This is a genomic window from Staphylococcus lugdunensis (genome assembly GCF_002901705.1).
GTDB classification, from domain to species: Bacteria; Bacillota; Bacilli; order Staphylococcales; family Staphylococcaceae; genus Staphylococcus; species Staphylococcus lugdunensis.
This window is the reverse complement of record NZ_PPPV01000012.1, coordinates 725,797-742,113: the sequence shown is the minus strand read 5'-3', so window position 1 is coordinate 742,113 and position 16,317 is coordinate 725,797. Positions and strand designations below refer to the sequence as shown.

Annotated in this window: 14 protein-coding genes; 9 read left to right on the top strand and 5 right to left on the bottom strand. The window is 33.8% G+C overall.

Features of this window, described 5'->3' with window-relative positions; translation table 11 throughout:
- The first annotated feature begins 2 nt into the window (after positions 1-2).
- From CD041_RS04250 to CD041_RS04235, 4 genes are all read left to right on the top strand, one after another.
- A complete protein-coding gene (locus tag CD041_RS04250; protein ID WP_002459417.1) occupies positions 3-815 on the top strand; it encodes an ABC transporter permease in 813 nt (270 codons plus the stop codon).
- Positions 812-1,885, top strand: a complete 1,074-nt coding sequence (locus CD041_RS04245) for an ABC transporter substrate-binding protein (protein WP_070647962.1) — start codon at positions 812-814, stop codon at positions 1,883-1,885. Before CD041_RS04250 ends, CD041_RS04245 begins: the two co-directional genes overlap by 4 nt.
- 72 nt (positions 1,886-1,957) lie before the next feature.
- Positions 1,958-3,004: a lipoteichoic acid stability factor AuxB gene (auxB, locus tag CD041_RS04240; RefSeq protein ID WP_002478362.1), complete on the top strand. Its 1,047-nt coding sequence runs from the start codon at positions 1,958-1,960 to the stop codon at positions 3,002-3,004.
- Between the two features lie 131 nt (positions 3,005-3,135).
- Entirely contained in the window at positions 3,136-3,591 is a 456-nt protein-coding gene (locus CD041_RS04235; RefSeq protein ID WP_002478361.1) for a DUF4064 domain-containing protein, read from the top strand.
- A 262-nt stretch (positions 3,592-3,853) separates the two neighbouring features.
- Here the strand turns inward: CD041_RS04235 and CD041_RS04230 are convergent, their stop codons facing one another.
- Both CD041_RS04230 and CD041_RS04225 read right to left on the bottom strand, forming a co-directional pair.
- Entirely contained in the window at positions 3,854-5,206 is a 1,353-nt protein-coding gene (locus CD041_RS04230) for an Nramp family divalent metal transporter (RefSeq protein ID WP_002459413.1), read from the bottom strand.
- 260 nt (positions 5,207-5,466) lie between these two features.
- Positions 5,467-6,078, bottom strand: coding sequence for a YktB family protein (locus CD041_RS04225; protein ID WP_002493059.1), 612 nt, complete (start codon positions 6,076-6,078; stop codon positions 5,467-5,469).
- A 182-nt stretch (positions 6,079-6,260) separates the two neighbouring features.
- Here CD041_RS04225 and CD041_RS04220 point away from each other — a divergent pair, with 182 nt between their 5' ends.
- On the top strand, positions 6,261-7,076 hold the full coding sequence (locus tag CD041_RS04220; protein WP_002459411.1) for an inositol monophosphatase family protein: 816 nt from the start codon (positions 6,261-6,263) through the stop codon (positions 7,074-7,076).
- 173 nt (positions 7,077-7,249) lie between these two features.
- Here the strand turns inward: CD041_RS04220 and CD041_RS04215 are convergent, their stop codons facing one another.
- Complete coding sequence (locus CD041_RS04215; protein ID WP_002478359.1) at positions 7,250-7,447, bottom strand: DUF5325 family protein; 198 nt, start codon at positions 7,445-7,447, stop codon at positions 7,250-7,252.
- A gap of 98 nt (positions 7,448-7,545) precedes the next feature.
- Between CD041_RS04215 and typA the strand changes: the two genes are divergently transcribed.
- Positions 7,546-9,393 carry a translational GTPase TypA gene (gene typA, locus CD041_RS04210; RefSeq protein ID WP_002459409.1) on the top strand — a complete coding sequence of 616 codons (1,848 nt, stop codon included), beginning with the start codon at positions 7,546-7,548 and terminating at the stop codon, positions 9,391-9,393.
- 45 nt (positions 9,394-9,438) lie between these two features.
- Here the strand turns inward: typA and CD041_RS04205 are convergent, their stop codons facing one another.
- Together CD041_RS04205 and CD041_RS04200 are read right to left on the bottom strand one after the other, a co-directional pair.
- Positions 9,439-9,675 carry a DUF2197 domain-containing protein gene (locus tag CD041_RS04205; RefSeq protein WP_080606598.1) on the bottom strand — a complete coding sequence of 79 codons (237 nt, stop codon included), beginning with the start codon at positions 9,673-9,675 and terminating at the stop codon, positions 9,439-9,441.
- Between the two features lies 1 nt (position 9,676).
- Entirely contained in the window at positions 9,677-10,162 is a 486-nt protein-coding gene (locus CD041_RS04200) for a hypothetical protein (protein WP_002459407.1), read from the bottom strand.
- Between the two features lie 143 nt (positions 10,163-10,305).
- Here CD041_RS04200 and CD041_RS04195 point away from each other — a divergent pair, with 143 nt between their 5' ends.
- The 3 genes from CD041_RS04195 (at position 10,306) to CD041_RS04185 (ending at position 16,120) form a co-directional block, all read left to right on the top strand.
- Positions 10,306-10,584, top strand: coding sequence for an Fpa/YlaN family protein (locus tag CD041_RS04195; protein ID WP_002459406.1), 279 nt, complete (start codon positions 10,306-10,308; stop codon positions 10,582-10,584).
- 300 nt (positions 10,585-10,884) lie between these two features.
- The gene (gene ftsW / locus CD041_RS04190; RefSeq protein WP_002478357.1) at positions 10,885-12,123 is read left to right on the top strand and encodes a cell division peptidoglycan polymerase FtsW; all 1,239 of its coding nucleotides are present in this window, start codon (positions 10,885-10,887) and stop codon (positions 12,121-12,123) included.
- Positions 12,124-12,673: 550 nt separating this feature from the next.
- Positions 12,674-16,120: a pyruvate carboxylase gene (locus tag CD041_RS04185; protein ID WP_070815440.1), complete on the top strand. Its 3,447-nt coding sequence runs from the start codon at positions 12,674-12,676 to the stop codon at positions 16,118-16,120.
- Positions 16,121-16,317: the final 197 nt, after the last annotated feature.

The following is a 16,317-nucleotide window of genomic DNA, read 5'->3' as shown; positions in this document are numbered from 1 at the left end:
ATGTGAAATGGTATGGCAAATTATATATAAGTATCTTATTGGTCATCTTATATGTCCCAATATTTTTTCTAATGTTTTATTCATTTAATTCTGGTGGAAATATGATACATTTTGAGCATTTTACGTTCGAACATTATCAAAGCTTATTTAAAAATGACAAACTCATGGCAATTATTTTTAATACAATAGCAGTAGCGCTATTGGCTGCATCAATTTCAACTGTTATAGGAACATTTGGTGCGATAGCACTCTTCTATTTAAGACAGAAGAAACTTAAAGTAACATTATTGACATTAAACAATGTACTTATGGTGTCATCTGATGTAGTTATCGGTGCTTCATTTTTAATTATGTTTACTGCGCTTGGACATTTTACGGGAATCGGATTAGGTTTCGGTACTGTTTTAGCATCGCATATTGCGTTTTGTATTCCAATTGTAGTTATTGTTGTTTTACCACAACTTTATGAAATGAATCACAATATATTAAATGCTGCACGAGATTTAGGGGCAACAGAATCACAAATTTTAAGTCGCGTACTTATTCCAAATTTAATGCCTGCGATTATAGGTGGTTTTTTTATGGCTTTAACATATTCATTAGACGATTTTACGGTTAGCTTTTTTGTGACTGGGAATGGTTTTAGTGTCCTATCAGTTGAAGTCTATGCCATGGCTAGAAAAGGAATAAGTATGGAAGTAAATGCGATCTCAACACTGTTATTTGTTGTTATCGTCATTGGTATAGTTGGTTATTATGGTATCCAGCGTTCCTTAAAGCGTAAACCTAGATTGAAAAGAGGTATGCTACGATGAAACAGTTTCTTCAATTAGTTTGCGGCGCGCTGGTTATTGGATTACTTTGTCTAGGGATAAGTCATCTTTTTAGTGGACATGAAAAAGCAAAATCTGGCAAAAAAATATATGTTTATAATTGGGGAGAATACATTGATCCTGAATTGATTAAACAATTTGAAAATCAAACGGGGATAGAAGTTATATATGAAACGTTTGATTCTAACGAGGCGATGGAAGCCAAAATAAAAAATGGTGGTACTCACTATGACGTTGCTTTTCCAAGTGAATATACGGTACAAAAATTAAAGCGTGCAAACTTACTTGTGCCATTGAATCATCATAAATTACCTAATATGCGAAATTTAGACCCAGATTATTTAGACAAGTCTTATGATAAGGGAAATCAATATTCTATTCCATATTTTTTTGGTACAGTGGGTATATTATACAATAAACAAGCATATCCAGACGCGTCATTTAATCATTGGTCTGATTTATATCAAGAACGATATCGTAATGATGTATTACTTGTCGATGGGGCGCGAGAAATTATAGGATTAAGTTTAAATAAATTAGGTTATAGTTTAAATGACACCAATTCACAACATTTACGACAAGCTGAACAAGATTTGAAAAAGCTAGGGCCACAAGTTCGAGGCGTTGTTGGTGATGAAGTAACAATGATGTTGCAGCAAAATGAAGGTAACATCGCGGTAGTGTGGAGTGGTGTTGCTGCACCACTTGTGCAAGGAAGCGATAAGTATAATTACGTTGTTCCTAAAGAAGGCTCCAATCTATGGTTCGACAATATGGTGATACCAAGGACAGCTCAAAATAAAGAGGGCGCATATCAATTTATAAACTTCCTTTTAGATGCGGAAAATAGCAAGAAAAATACGGAATGGGTAGGCTATGCGACACCAAATAAAGCAGCACGTCAGTTACTACCTAATGAAATTAGAAACGATTATCGTTTCTATCCAACACAACAAGAACAAGCCCGCTTAGAAGTATATAAAGATCTTGGTCAGCGAACACTTGGGAATTATAATGAAAGCTTTTTGAATTTTAAAATGTCGTTAAAGTAGCATAAAATTGTAGTTATTTAAGTTAAAATTCGATATAATTATTTGATAAGGATGGTAAGGGAGTTGTAATAAATGTCAGGAGAACAGTATACTCAAATCAAACGGCCTGTAAGTCGTTTAACTGAAAAAATACTTGGTTGGTTTAGCTGGATTTTCTTGTTGCTAATGACAATTATTACTATGTTTATTGCATTAGTTTCATTCAGTAATGATACGTCAATACAGAATTTAGAAGCCACATTAAATAACAATGATTTAATTCAACAAATATTAGGTAATAATGGTTTTAATACAACTCAGTTTGTAATTTGGTTACAAAACGGTATTTGGGCAGTGATAGTATATTTTATTATTTGTTTGCTCATCTCATTTTTAGCACTGATTTCAATGAATATTAGAATATTATCAGGAATATTATTTTTAGTTGCATCTGTTGTTACGCTACCACTCGTACTTTTATTTGTGACATTAATCATTCCTATTTTCTTCTTTATCATTGCTATTATGATGTTTGCAAGAAAGAATAAGGTAGAAATAGTACCTGCATATGGCTATCCTGGTTATGATGATAACTTTGATTATCGCTATAATGAGCCGGATTATCAACAACAGCCACCGATATATGATGATTATGAACGTCATCAGCCTAACGACGACATGGCATATCACATGCCACAAGAAACGAGCAATTCATCATTTAACGAAGATGATAAATACGATCAATATCCTAAACGTGCGATTATGAGTGACTATCAATCAACAGACGATGAAGATGAAGCACCACAAGTACTCTCAAGACAGGCAAAATATCATAAGAATAAATATCAAGATGAATTTAGCGATGAAGGAGCTGCCCCATTTAATGAAGCAGTTGTCCAACAAGAACCGGTATTAGATAAAAAAGAGTTAAAAGCGCAACGCAAACAAGAAAAAGCTGAAATTAAAGCAAGAAAACGTGAAAAACGAAAAGCTTATAATCAGCGTATGAAAGAAAAACGTAAAAATCAGCCAAGCGCAGTAAATCAGCGACGTATGAACTATGAAGAGCGTAAACAAATATTTAATCATGAAAATAGTGCAAAAGATCAGCAAGAAAGTCATCTTGATGATTCAAAATAAACTATGAAGTAAAGCGCGGAGCATCAAGTCAATAAAGACTGATGTTCCGCTTTTTATTATTATAATGTATTCGCTTTTAACATATATTTTTAGTATGATAGATATTGAGTACAATAAGGGAGAGTTGCTATTTGAAGACAAAGAAAGAGCTGGTCATTGCATGGATAGCAAATGGTCTAAGTCTAATTTTTTTGCTTTTTAATATCTTATCCATGCTTTTAACAGATGAAAAGAATAATGTGAAAGAATATGAACAAATGGCGAAACAATTTGCTGGTAAAAACGTTACAGTGACCCCAGAGCTAATTCATTTTATTATGGTGTTTTTCATAGGCATTTTAGCATTTTCAACTATATTGGGAATCGCTGCGACAACATTGATAAAAAATCGTTCACTTATTGCAATATTTCTATTTATTTCTGCAGTTTTAATAGGACTATTTAGTATGAACATCATTGCAATGATTTTATGGTTAATCGTTATTGTGTTGTTGATTGTTAAAAGAAACCAATATAAAAATGATTCCGATTGGCATGCAGAACAATATAAACATGCAGAAAAGAAAGAAAATCCATATATCTATTAAATGAAAAGTTGAAGCATTACGTGTATATTAATAGCGTTTAAGACATAATTTATAAAATAAAAGCTCGTAAATGATTTTTCACAATCATCTACGAGCTTTTTTATCTTGATACTTCATATTGAATAGCTTGGTTCTCCTAGAAGAACGTTCATAACCAATCCCAAATGAAAGGGTTTGTAATCTTTCGCTTTGAAAAATTTTTACCGAGTCTCGGTCTTTAGCATGTCCTATAGATCGAGTTTTATTTTAAATTAGGAGCCATTTATATAAATTCTTTAAATGTTTCGATAATCAAATAAACATTTAATACACTTAAAACAATGATAAGTATCCATGAGCAATAATTAACCCATGATTTATTTACGAAAGGTCCCATTAGCTGTTTGTTACTTGTAGATAGCTGCAACGGTATAAGTGAAAACGGCAAGGCAATACTTAAAAATACTTGTGAAAATACTAGTAATTGTTCAATTTTCTCTTCATTACCTTTAAAAATGATGAGGCAAATAATAACTGGAATAACAGCAATTGCTCGAGTGACAAGACGTCTTAACCAGTTAGGTAATGAAATATTTAAAAAACCTTCCATAACAATTTGACCTGCTAATGTTCCTGTAATGGTCGAATTTTGACCTGAAGCTAACAAGGCAACAGCAAAAAGTGTACTCATGATAGCACCTAACGCAGCTCCAAGAATAGGTTGTGTCCGTAATGCATGGTATAAATCATAAAAGCCACCTAGTTGATCTTGGTTAACGCCATAAAATAGTGATGCACCTAATACTAATAATAAACAATTAACTACAAAGGCAACGGATAATTGTAGATTAGAATCAATTGTTGCATACTTAATTGCCTGTGCTTTTTCTTTTATAGAGTGTCTATCATATTGGCGTGATTGGACAATAGATGAATGTAGATACAAATTATGTGGCATAATTGTAGCTCCAACAATACCCAACGCGATATATAAAATTCCATGATTTGTAATGATTTCTTTATGAGGAACAAATCCTTCTAAAATAGCTGTTGTACTTGGAGAAGAGATAAATACCTCAAAGACAAAAATGGCTAATACAGTAAAAATTAATGTTCCAACAATGGCTTCGATTTTTCTAAAACCAAATTTCATTATAAATAGTAATAAAAATACATCACAGACTGTAATAATCGCGCCAACAATCAATGGGATGCCTAACAACAAATTTAGTGCGATGGCACTACCTATAACTTCTGCAATATCTGTTGCTATAATGGCAAGTTCTGCAATAATCCAGAAAATAATTGCCACTGGTTTTGAAAGATAATGTTTTGTCATTTGAGCTAAATCATGACTGGTCGCAATCCCTAGACGCAGTGTCATGCTTTGCAGTAGCATAGCAGATAAACTGGATATTAAGATAATAAATAATAAGGTATATCCAAATTGTGCTCCACCTTGCATTGAAGTAATCCAATTTCCGGGGTCCATATAACCAACAGCAACTAATAGGCCAGGGCCCAAAAATGCTAGAAATTTTTGGCTTGATGTACCATTTGAATCAAATTTAATCGTATTATTAATTTCATCTAAGCTTAGATGTTTAGGTTGATGTGTAGTGTCTCTCTTATTCATTCATAAAACTCCTTAATAGTAGATGTATAAATATTAACCTAAAATAAAAATTAGGTCAACCTAAACTTTTTTTATTATTAGAAAAAAATTATGCTTATTTAAGAAAATATATATTTTTTTGGTCAGTACGATAACACCTAGTTATAGTATCAACTATATCGGTTGAATGCATAAACAATAAAACGCAATTAAAAAACTGCCACTGACATTTGAAATGATTCATTGTCAGTGGCAAGGTTAGAATAATTATATGGCTAAAATTATGCGTAGAATTTAATAAATTCGTTAAATGTTTCTTCAACAAAATTTAGGAAAGCTCGATCGCTTTTTAAGCGTTTATCGTTTGGTGCAAGTGTACGTGCAACAAAGAATTCGCCTTTTTTCACATTTTTGACTCTATCAATTGCTTCATGTAATTCGTCGACGGATAAGTCTTTGATAAGTGGTTTATCAGGTTTCATGTGATCAAGGCAAATGCGATAATCTTCAGGTAAATGTGTTAACGTATCGAAGTGTTTATCAAATGTCTTAACACGTTGGGCTTTATCTTTAGTTTCGTGCATAACGCCATACATGATAAACAGATGGTCTTTAAATAGCCCAATTTGAAAATGAGGCAACATTTTATAACCACGTTTATTCGTTGCAAATGCTACCCATGTGTCTTTAGGTGGATTAACACTGCGACGTGCATGCTTTGCTACATGTGAATAAAATGTTTCACCTGTTTGAGATGTAAAATAATCAGCAAAATAATCTCCTAAAGCACGTAATTGAGGTCTAACATGCGCTTCTAGAGCTTCCATGCGTGCATCTAAACCGTCGACATCAAATGCTTTAAAATCTTTTTGTTTAAACGTATACTTAGTCATTGTTTAACTCCTTTATAATGGAATAAGGTTGTTACTATTGTAGCATAAGTCCACACTATTCGACTTCGAAGTTGATTATAGAAATAACGTTTAAAGATCTATTGAAAAGGAAAACAAAATTGTATTGTATATAACAATGTAGGTGGAATCATGTATAATGATAGATAATAGGAGATGGTACCGTGGCACTATATGATTTTGCGAAAAGTTTAATACTAGAAGCAGGCAATAATGTTAGATTAATGATGAAAGAAAAGTTAAGTATTGAAACGAAATCAAATCCGAATGATTTAGTAACTAATGTTGATAAAGCAACAGAAACATATATTTATGAGGCAATTCACTCCAACTATCCTGAACATAAGGTGATTGGAGAAGAAGGACATGGACATAACATCAGAAATATTGATGGAGTAGTATGGGTTGTCGATCCTATTGATGGCACGCTTAATTTTGTGCATCAACGTGAAAATTTTGCGATTTCTATTGGTATTTATTACAACGGAGAAGCCTATGCAGGATTTGTTTATGATGTTATGAAAGATGCTTTATATCATGCAAAAGTACATGAGGGAGCCTTTGAAAATAATCATCGTCTTGAAGCAATTGGTACATCAGAATTAAAATCAAGTTTAATTGGTATAAATCCTAACTGGGTAACAAAGCCTATCATTGGGCCGATTTTTCAGCCAGTTGTAAATCGTGCTAGAAGTTCCCGTGCATACGGGAGTGCTGCACTTGAAATTATTGCTGTAGCTAAAGGACAACTAGCAGCATACATTACACCAAGATTGCAACCTTGGGACTTTGCTGGCGGGTTAATTATACTAAATGAAGTTGGTGGCAAGGGAAGTAATTTGTTAGGAGAAACTTTAGAGATTACACATCCTGATTCTGTTTTAATGGCTAATCAAACAGTTCACGAAGAACTTCTTCAACAGTTCTTTTTACCACATCAACAAACTTTAACAGAATTACATGCTAAATATTACAAATAAAAGAGAGCGGAACAGAATGCATTATAAATTCGAAGTCCCGCCCCAGCATGGTTGACTAGGATTGAAAAAACTTGGTATAAGCGTATCTTTAATCCAGTCAACTACTGCCAATATAGAGTTCAGAGCCCAGAACAAGAATGATGTTCCAGGCTCTTCTAATATTCATCTGAAGTTTATAGCCAATGATTATTACGATATTTTTTCTTAAGTGTAAAGCCTATACCAAATATTGCAATGAGTAATATAAGTGTTAAAATCATCATTGGAACACTTCCAGCACCAACACTGAAGCTAAATAACACTAAAAATATAACAGCTAAGATTGATAATATCCAAAATATAGATTTTGATTTTTGTTTTTGATTTTGCATACCCCACCCCACCTTTTGCTTATCATTTCTTAATAGTATGATATAATAAAAAAGTTGTAATTAAAAGTGGGAGTTTACCTAAGAAAGGAAATAATAATATGACTAATAGAAGAGAAGATGTACGTAATATCGCAATTATTGCTCACGTCGATCATGGTAAAACGACATTAGTAGATGAATTACTTAAACAGTCGGGTATTTTTAGAGAGAATGAACATGTTGACGAGAGAGCGATGGACTCTAATGATTTAGAGAGAGAACGTGGTATTACAATTCTTGCCAAAAATACTGCAGTCGACTATAAAGGAACAAGAATTAACATCTTAGATACACCTGGACACGCTGATTTTGGCGGTGAAGTAGAGCGTATCATGAAAATGGTTGATGGTGTCGTTTTAGTAGTAGATGCGTATGAAGGTACGATGCCACAGACACGTTTTGTATTGAAAAAAGCATTAGAACAAAATTTAAAACCAGTTGTGGTTGTTAATAAAATTGACAAACCATCTGCTAGACCTGAAGGTGTAGTAGATGAAGTTCTAGATTTGTTTATCGAATTAGAAGCTAACGATGAGCAATTAGATTTCCCAGTAGTTTATGCTTCAGCTGTAAATGGTACAGCGAGTCTTGATGCTGAGAAACAAGATGAAAATATGCAATCACTATATGAAACAATTATTGATTATGTGCCAGCACCAATTGATAACAGTGATGAACCATTACAATTCCAAGTAGCATTATTGGATTATAATGATTACGTTGGCCGTATTGGTATTGGGCGAGTTTTCAGAGGGAAAATGCATGTAGGTGATAATGTTTCATTAATTAAATTAGATGGCAGTGTAAAAAATTTCCGTGTGACTAAAATATTTGGTTATTTCGGCTTAAAACGTGAGGAAATTGAAGAAGCGCAAGCCGGTGATTTAATTGCTGTTTCTGGTATGGAGGACATTAACGTAGGTGAAACGGTTACGCCAACGGATAATCAAGAAGCATTACCGGTGTTACGTATTGATGAGCCTACATTAGAAATGACATTTAAGGTGAATAATTCACCATTTGCTGGGCGTGAAGGAGATTTTGTGACAGCACGTCAAATTCAAGAACGTCTAGAACAACAGCTTGAAACAGATGTTTCCTTAAAAGTATCACCAACTGACTCTCCTGATACATGGATTGTTGCTGGTCGTGGAGAATTACATTTATCTATTTTAATTGAGAATATGAGACGTGAAGGGTTCGAGCTTCAAGTATCTAAACCACAAGTTATTTTAAGAGAAATTGATGGTGTATTAAGTGAACCATTTGAACGTGTTCAATGTGAAGTACCTTCTGAAAATGCAGGTGCTGTGATTGAATCATTAGGTGCACGTAAAGGCGAAATGGTTGATATGACAACAACGGATAATGGTTTAACGCGCTTAATCTTTATGGTTCCAGCACGTGGTATGATTGGTTACACAACTGAATTCATGTCTATGACACGTGGATACGGTATTATCAATCATACATTTGAAGAGTTTAGACCGCGAGTGAAAGCACAAATTGGTGGTCGTCGTAATGGTGCATTGATTTCAATGGATCAAGGTCAAGCAACAGCATATGCCATTATAGGTTTAGAAGATCGTGGTGTTAACTTCATGGAACCAGGTACTGAAGTATATGAAGGTATGATTGTTGGAGAACACAATCGTGAAAATGATTTAACTGTAAATATAACAAAAGCAAAACACCAAACAAACGTGCGATCTGCAACAAAAGATCAAACACAAACAATGAATCGTCCTAGAATTTTAACGTTGGAAGAAGCGTTAGAGTATATTAATGATGATGAATTAGTAGAGGTAACACCGCAAAGTATTCGTTTGAGAAAGAAAATTTTAAACAAAGCAGCACGCGAAAAAGAAGCAAAACGTGTAAAACAAATGATGCAAGATAACGAATAAAATAGATTAGTAAGTGATATAAAAAAGCTGATTGAAGTATTGACTTCAATCAGTTTTTTTATTCTTCTTGAGCGACTTTTTCGGCTGTTTGTGACAGCGTTTATCTGTTGCATTTCTTTGAGTCTCTTGTGTATAAGGTCGTTGTTTAGGTTTATCCAGTCGACTCTTACAATCATCGCACATAAACGTGCGTATAGGATTATTTTGTAATCGCTTAGCTTCAACGGTTGCTTCATCAATAAATACTTTGCGATCACAAATGATACATTGCACTTCACGCAAATTAAATCACCTCGATATGAGTTATATGCTTAAACTGGTAATCATATCCTTTATTTTGTATATAAACAAAACTATCAACAGCATTGTCTTCATAGAGACGTTTACCATCTTTAGCGAATTGGAAAAATAAATAGGGGAGTAAATCTAATGGAACATCGATAGCATCTTGGTTTTTATCAATTAAGCGAATCATTGTTGCATTATTATGCGGTTCAGCATTTTTGAAAAACGGAGTCATATTAATGACGAAAGAGTCCTCTAAGACGGCACGTTTTTTATATTTAATCTCAGAATTAAGTGTTGGTGGGTTTGTTTGACCTTCAAGTATGGCACGATTCCATTCTCTATTATCATCAAATTCAATGGGTTTAGATCCGTCAAAAACGCCTTGTTCAAGGTCAGAAATACTGACTTTACGATCATCAAAAATCCAAGTTGTACTATCCAATGTAATCGGATATTTAACTTCACCTGTTATCTGTATCATTATATGTTCCACTCCCTAAATTTAAACTACGATTTCATTTTAGCATAAATTTAAAATTTCCTTTACTGAAATTCACTTGCTTTTTGGTATGTAGTAAGATAAACTTTTTACATGAAGATATTTAAGGATAGGGGGAGTATGTGATGGCGAACCAAACTAATTTAAAAAGTGTGGCATATGAACAATTAAACAAAGATGCAGATAGAATATTACAACTTATCAAAGTTCAAATAGATAATTTAACGTTACCATCTTGCCCATTATATGAAGAAGTTCTCGATACTCAAATGTTTGGCCTACAAAAAGAAGTTGATTTTGCTGTTCAACTTGGGCTTGTTGATAAAGAAGATGGCAAAGATTTAATGTTAAGACTTGAGAAAGAACTTTCAAAATTACATGAAGCATTTACAGATGTTAAATAATAAATGGTTGTTTTTAATAACTTATATATAATTAAGTGTTGCGTACTAACAAGATACATACATGCGGGTTGATGACAAGTGACTGGAGTATTAATTGAACTTAATATTCTCAGTCACTTTTATGTTAAGTATGATGAATGTTGTGTTTGATTTTGTTTATGAGCTATAGTCAGTTAATATTTGAGAAATAGCTCGCTTGAAGTATATAATAGTTTAGAAAGATTTCTTTACATAATTTTAAAATATAAATTTTTCAGATGGAATAACTAGTTTAAAATTTAGAATTGGATGATCAACTTTATGAATAATTTTAAAAATTTAATGAGAAAGATTGGTAAAACATCTAAATTTATCGATTATCCATTATTAATAGCTTATGTGATATTGTGCCTGATTGGATTAGTTATGGTATATAGTGCAAGTATGGTTGCTGCCACTAAAGGAACGTTAACTGGTGGCGTCGAGGTAGCTGGTACGTATTTTTACGATCGACAATTACTCTATGTTATTTTGAGTTTTGCGATTGTATTTGTCATTGCATTTTTGCTAAACGGCAAAATCTTGAAAAACCCTCAAGTGCAGGTAGGTATTATGGGAACAATCATACTATTACTACTTTTAACGCTCATTATTGGGAAGAACATTAATGGTTCAAAAAGTTGGATTAACCTCGGATTTATGAACTTACAAGCGTCAGAATTACTTAAAATTGCCATTATTATGTATATCCCTTTTATTATTGATAGAAAAATGCCTAGAGTAAAAAAAGATTTTACTTTAATATTTGCACCTGTGGGATTAGTTTTATTCTGTTTAGCGCTTGTCTTTTTACAGCGCGATGTTGGGCAAACATTATTGATTATTATTATATTTGGTTCGATATTGTTATATTCAGGTTTAGGCTTTGAAAAGTTTTTCAAAGGAAAGTTCTTTATCATCTTAACGGCTATTGCTGCAGCTTTTTTCATAGTATTACTTATAGTGGCATTATCAGGACATTTGCCTGGCTATTTACAAGCGCGTTTTAGTACATTAGTTGATCCGTTCGCATCATCGGCTGGAACGGGTTATCACATTTCTAACTCACTTATAGCTATAGGTAATGGAGGTCTATTTGGTCGAGGACTAGGCAACAGTGTGATGAAGTTAGGTTATTTACCTGAACCACATACCGATTTCATCTTTGCTATAATTTGTGAAGAATTAGGATTAGTCGGTGGTTTATTCGTTATAGGCTTATTATTTTTTATTGTCTATAGAGCTTTTATACTTGCAAATAAAACGACATCATATTTCAATAAACTTGTATGTGTTGGTGTAGCAAGCTATATTGGCAGTCAAACATTTGTTAATTTAGGAGGCATTTCTGCAACCATTCCATTGACAGGTGTGCCATTGCCATTTATTAGTTTTGGTGGTTCGTCAATGATTAGTTTAAGCATTGCACTTGGCTTATTGCTTATGATTGGTAAACAAATTAAGAAAGAAGATAAATTACGCAAACAACGTCAAAAAAGTATGCCAAAACGCATAATGTAGTAACATCTATCTTTATAGCTATTTGAATCATTTATCATCCAAGATGTTGCGACATAGAAGCCTCTGACAAGTTGAAGAAGTCAATTTCTACTGAAACTCAATAGAAATTGACTTCTTCATTATTTCTATCATTAAAGTACCATTAAGACAAAATACGAAGCCCTTCACCAAAACACTTAAAAGTGGGGCCCCAACAAAGAGGCTTTCGAAATGAAAGCCAACAGACAACGCAAGTTGGGGATGCTGAAGTCTGTCTTTATATGTCAAACTACCTTTAATGCTATTTTGGAGAGATGTATGTCCTAGCTGGTTTTAATCATTTATGATTATTTTACTAAGTTTTAGATACAGTATAGCAACAAATACTGAATGATGATAAAATTAAATTATGATATATAATAACTTTTACTTATTCGCTTATGGTCAGTTTTAGTTTGTGTATTGTTAGCATATTTTCACAAAATATTAATGGCTTTTTAGCGTAAATTAAGATAAAATTTTATTATCTAATTAGTTAGAATTTTCAAATAATAAGAGGGGTGTCACTGCTTTGAAACACATTAAAAAGTTACTGGTTGCCAACCGCGGTGAAATAGCAATAAGAATTTTTAGAGCAGCAACTGAATTAAATATTAAAACGGTCGCAATTTATTCTAATGAGGATAAAAGTTCTTTACATAGATATAAAGCTGATGAGTCCTATTTAGTTGGTAAAGATTTGGGACCAGCTGAAAGTTATTTGAACATCGAACGCATTATAGCTGTAGCTAAAGAAGCTGGTGCAGATGCCATACATCCAGGGTATGGTTTTTTAAGTGAAAATGAACATTTTGCACATCGATGCCATGAAGAAGGCATTAAATTTATAGGACCTCATCTAGATCATTTAGATATGTTTGGGGATAAGGTTAAAGCAAGAACAACTGCAATAAATGCGGATTTACCTGTTATACCAGGGACAGATGGACCGATAGAAAACTTTGAAAGTGCTCGTGCATTTGCGGATGAGGCGGGCTATCCGTTAATGATTAAAGCCACAAGTGGTGGTGGCGGTAAAGGTATGCGTATCGTTAGGGAAGCGAACGAATTAGAAGATGCCTTTCATCGTGCTAAATCTGAAGCTGAAAAATCTTTTGGCAATAGTGAAGTATATATTGAAAGATACATTGATAATCCTAAACATATTGAAGTACAAGTTATTGGAGATGAATTTGGCAATATTGTGCATCTATATGAGCGTGATTGTTCAGTACAACGTCGCCATCAAAAAGTTGTTGAGGTAGCGCCATCTGTTGGTTTGTCAAAAGAATTGCGAGAGAAAATTTGTAATGCAGCTTTACAATTAATGACTAAAATCAAATATGTAAACGCCGGTACGGTGGAATTTTTAGTTTCAGGTGAAGACTTTTATTTTATTGAAGTCAATCCTCGTGTCCAAGTAGAACATACGATCACTGAAATGATTACAGGTATTGATATTGTTAAAACTCAAATATTAGTGGCTGATGGTGCAAGCTTATTTGGTGAGGAAATTGGTTTACCACAACAACAAGATATTCATACTTTAGGATATGCAATTCAATGCCGCATTACAACAGAAGATCCTACTAATGATTTTATGCCTGACTCAGGTACAATCATTGCTTATCGTTCAAGTGGTGGCTTTGGCGTTAGATTGGATGCTGGTGATGGATTCCAAGGTGCTGAAATTTCACCTTATTATGATTCATTGCTTGTCAAATTATCAACGCATGCCGTGACTTTTAAACAAGCAGAAGAAAAAATGGAACGATCATTACGTGAGATGCGTATCCGTGGTGTGAAAACGAATATTCCATTTTTGATTAATGTGATGAGAAATGAAAAATTTAGAAGCGGTGATTATACAACTAAATTTATTGAGGAAACACCTGAATTATTTGATATACAACCGACACTGGATAGGGGAACAAAAACACTTGAATACATTGGCAATGTTACAATCAATGGCTTCCCAAATGTTCAGCAAAGACCTAAACCAGATTATGAAACGACTTCTATACCACGTATTGCAAAGAAACAAATCAATAGTTTGTCTGGTACTAAACAATTGTTAGATCAGCATGGACCAAATCATGTTGCACAATGGGTGCGTCAACAAGATGATGTCTTAATTACTGATACCACTTTTAGAGATGCACATCAATCTCTCTTAGCTACGAGAGTACGTACAAAAGATTTAATGAATATTGCTTCAAAAACAGCTGAAGTCTTTAAAGATAGTTTTTCACTTGAAATGTGGGGTGGCGCAACCTTTGATGTTGCATATAATTTCCTTAAAGAAAACCCATGGGAGCGATTAGAACGTCTTCGTGAAGCAATTCCAAATGTATTATTCCAAATGTTGTTGCGTGCGTCGAATGCGGTGGGGTATAAGAATTACCCCGATAATGTTATCAAGAAATTTGTTGCTGAAAGCGCCAAAGCTGGGGTAGATGTCTTTAGAATTTTCGATTCATTAAATTGGGTTGATCAAATGAAGGTAGCCAATGAAGCGGTGCAAGAAGCAGGTAAGATTTCTGAAGGTACCATCTGTTATACAGGTGATATTTTAAATCCGGAGCGTTCTAATGTCTTTACGTTAGAATACTATGTAAATTTAGCTAAACAATTAGAACGTGAAGGTTTCCATATATTAGCGATTAAAGATATGGCAGGTTTGTTGAAACCTAAAGCAGCATATGAATTAATTGGCGAATTGCGCGCAGCTGTTGATATGCCTATTCATTTGCATACACATGATACAAGTGGCAACGGATTGTTGACATACAAAGAGGCAATTGATGCTGGGGTAGATATTATTGATACAGCAGTCGCATCAATGAGTGGTTTAACAAGTCAACCAAGCGCGAACTCTTTATATTATGCTTTAAATGGCTTTGATCGTAATATGCGTACTGATATCGCTGGACTTGAAACGTTGAGTCATTACTGGGGGCATGTGCGTGATTATTATATTGATTTTGAAAGTGATATTAAATCTCCAAATACTGAAATTTACCAACATGAAATGCCAGGTGGTCAATATTCAAATTTAAGTCAACAAGCTAAAAGTTTAGGTTTAGGAGAACGCTTTGACGAAGTTAAAGATATGTATCGCCGCGTTAACTTCTTATTTGGTGATATCGTTAAAGTTACGCCTTCATCAAAAGTTGTTGGGGATATGGCACTTTATATGGTTCAAAATGATTTGGACGAAGAAAGCGTGATTAGAGATGGTCATAAACTTGATTTTCCTGAATCAGTAGTTTCTTACTTTAAAGGGGAAATTGGACAACCAGTTAATGGTTTTAATAAGCAATTGCGGGATGTTATTTTAAAAGGTCAGCAGCCGTTAATCGCACGACCAGGTGAATATCTGGATGATGTAAACTTTGATACAGTGCGTAAAGAATTGGCTAATAAACAACAAGAAGAAGTGACTGATCAAGATTTAATTAGTTATGTATTGTACCCTAAAGTATACGAACAATATATAGCGACTAAAGAGCAATATGGTAATTTATCATTACTAGATACACCTACTTTCTTCTTTGGAATGCGTCATGGAGAAACAGTAGAAATTGAAATTGATACTGGTAAACGTTTGATTATTAAATTGGAAACGATTAGTGAGCCAGATGAAAATGGCAATCGTACAATCTATTTTGTGATGAATGGTCAAGCACGACGTATCTACATTAAAGATGAAAATGTTAAAACAAATGTGAATGTAAAACCTAAAGCAGACAAGACGAACCCAAGTCATATTGGTGCGCAAATGCCTGGATCTGTGACAGAAGTTAAAGTTGCTGTAGGAGATGAAGTTTCTGTAAATCAACCGTTATTAATAACTGAAGCTATGAAAATGGAAACAACAATACAAGCACCATTCAATGGTATAATTAAGCAAGTCACTGTGGCAAATGGTGATGCCATCGCTACTGGTGATCTGCTTATCGAAATTGAAAAAAAATAACATAATAATAAAGGCACAAAAAGGGTCTGGGACATACATCTCAGAAAAACAGCAGCAAGATATTTTTAAATTGAAAATATCTTGCTGCTGTTCTCTATTTTCACAATACTTCGTATTGAATGGCTTCGCTTTCCTAGGGTGCCGTCTCAGCCACCCCAACTTGCTTTGATCGACGAAATACTTTTCGTATTTCTCTC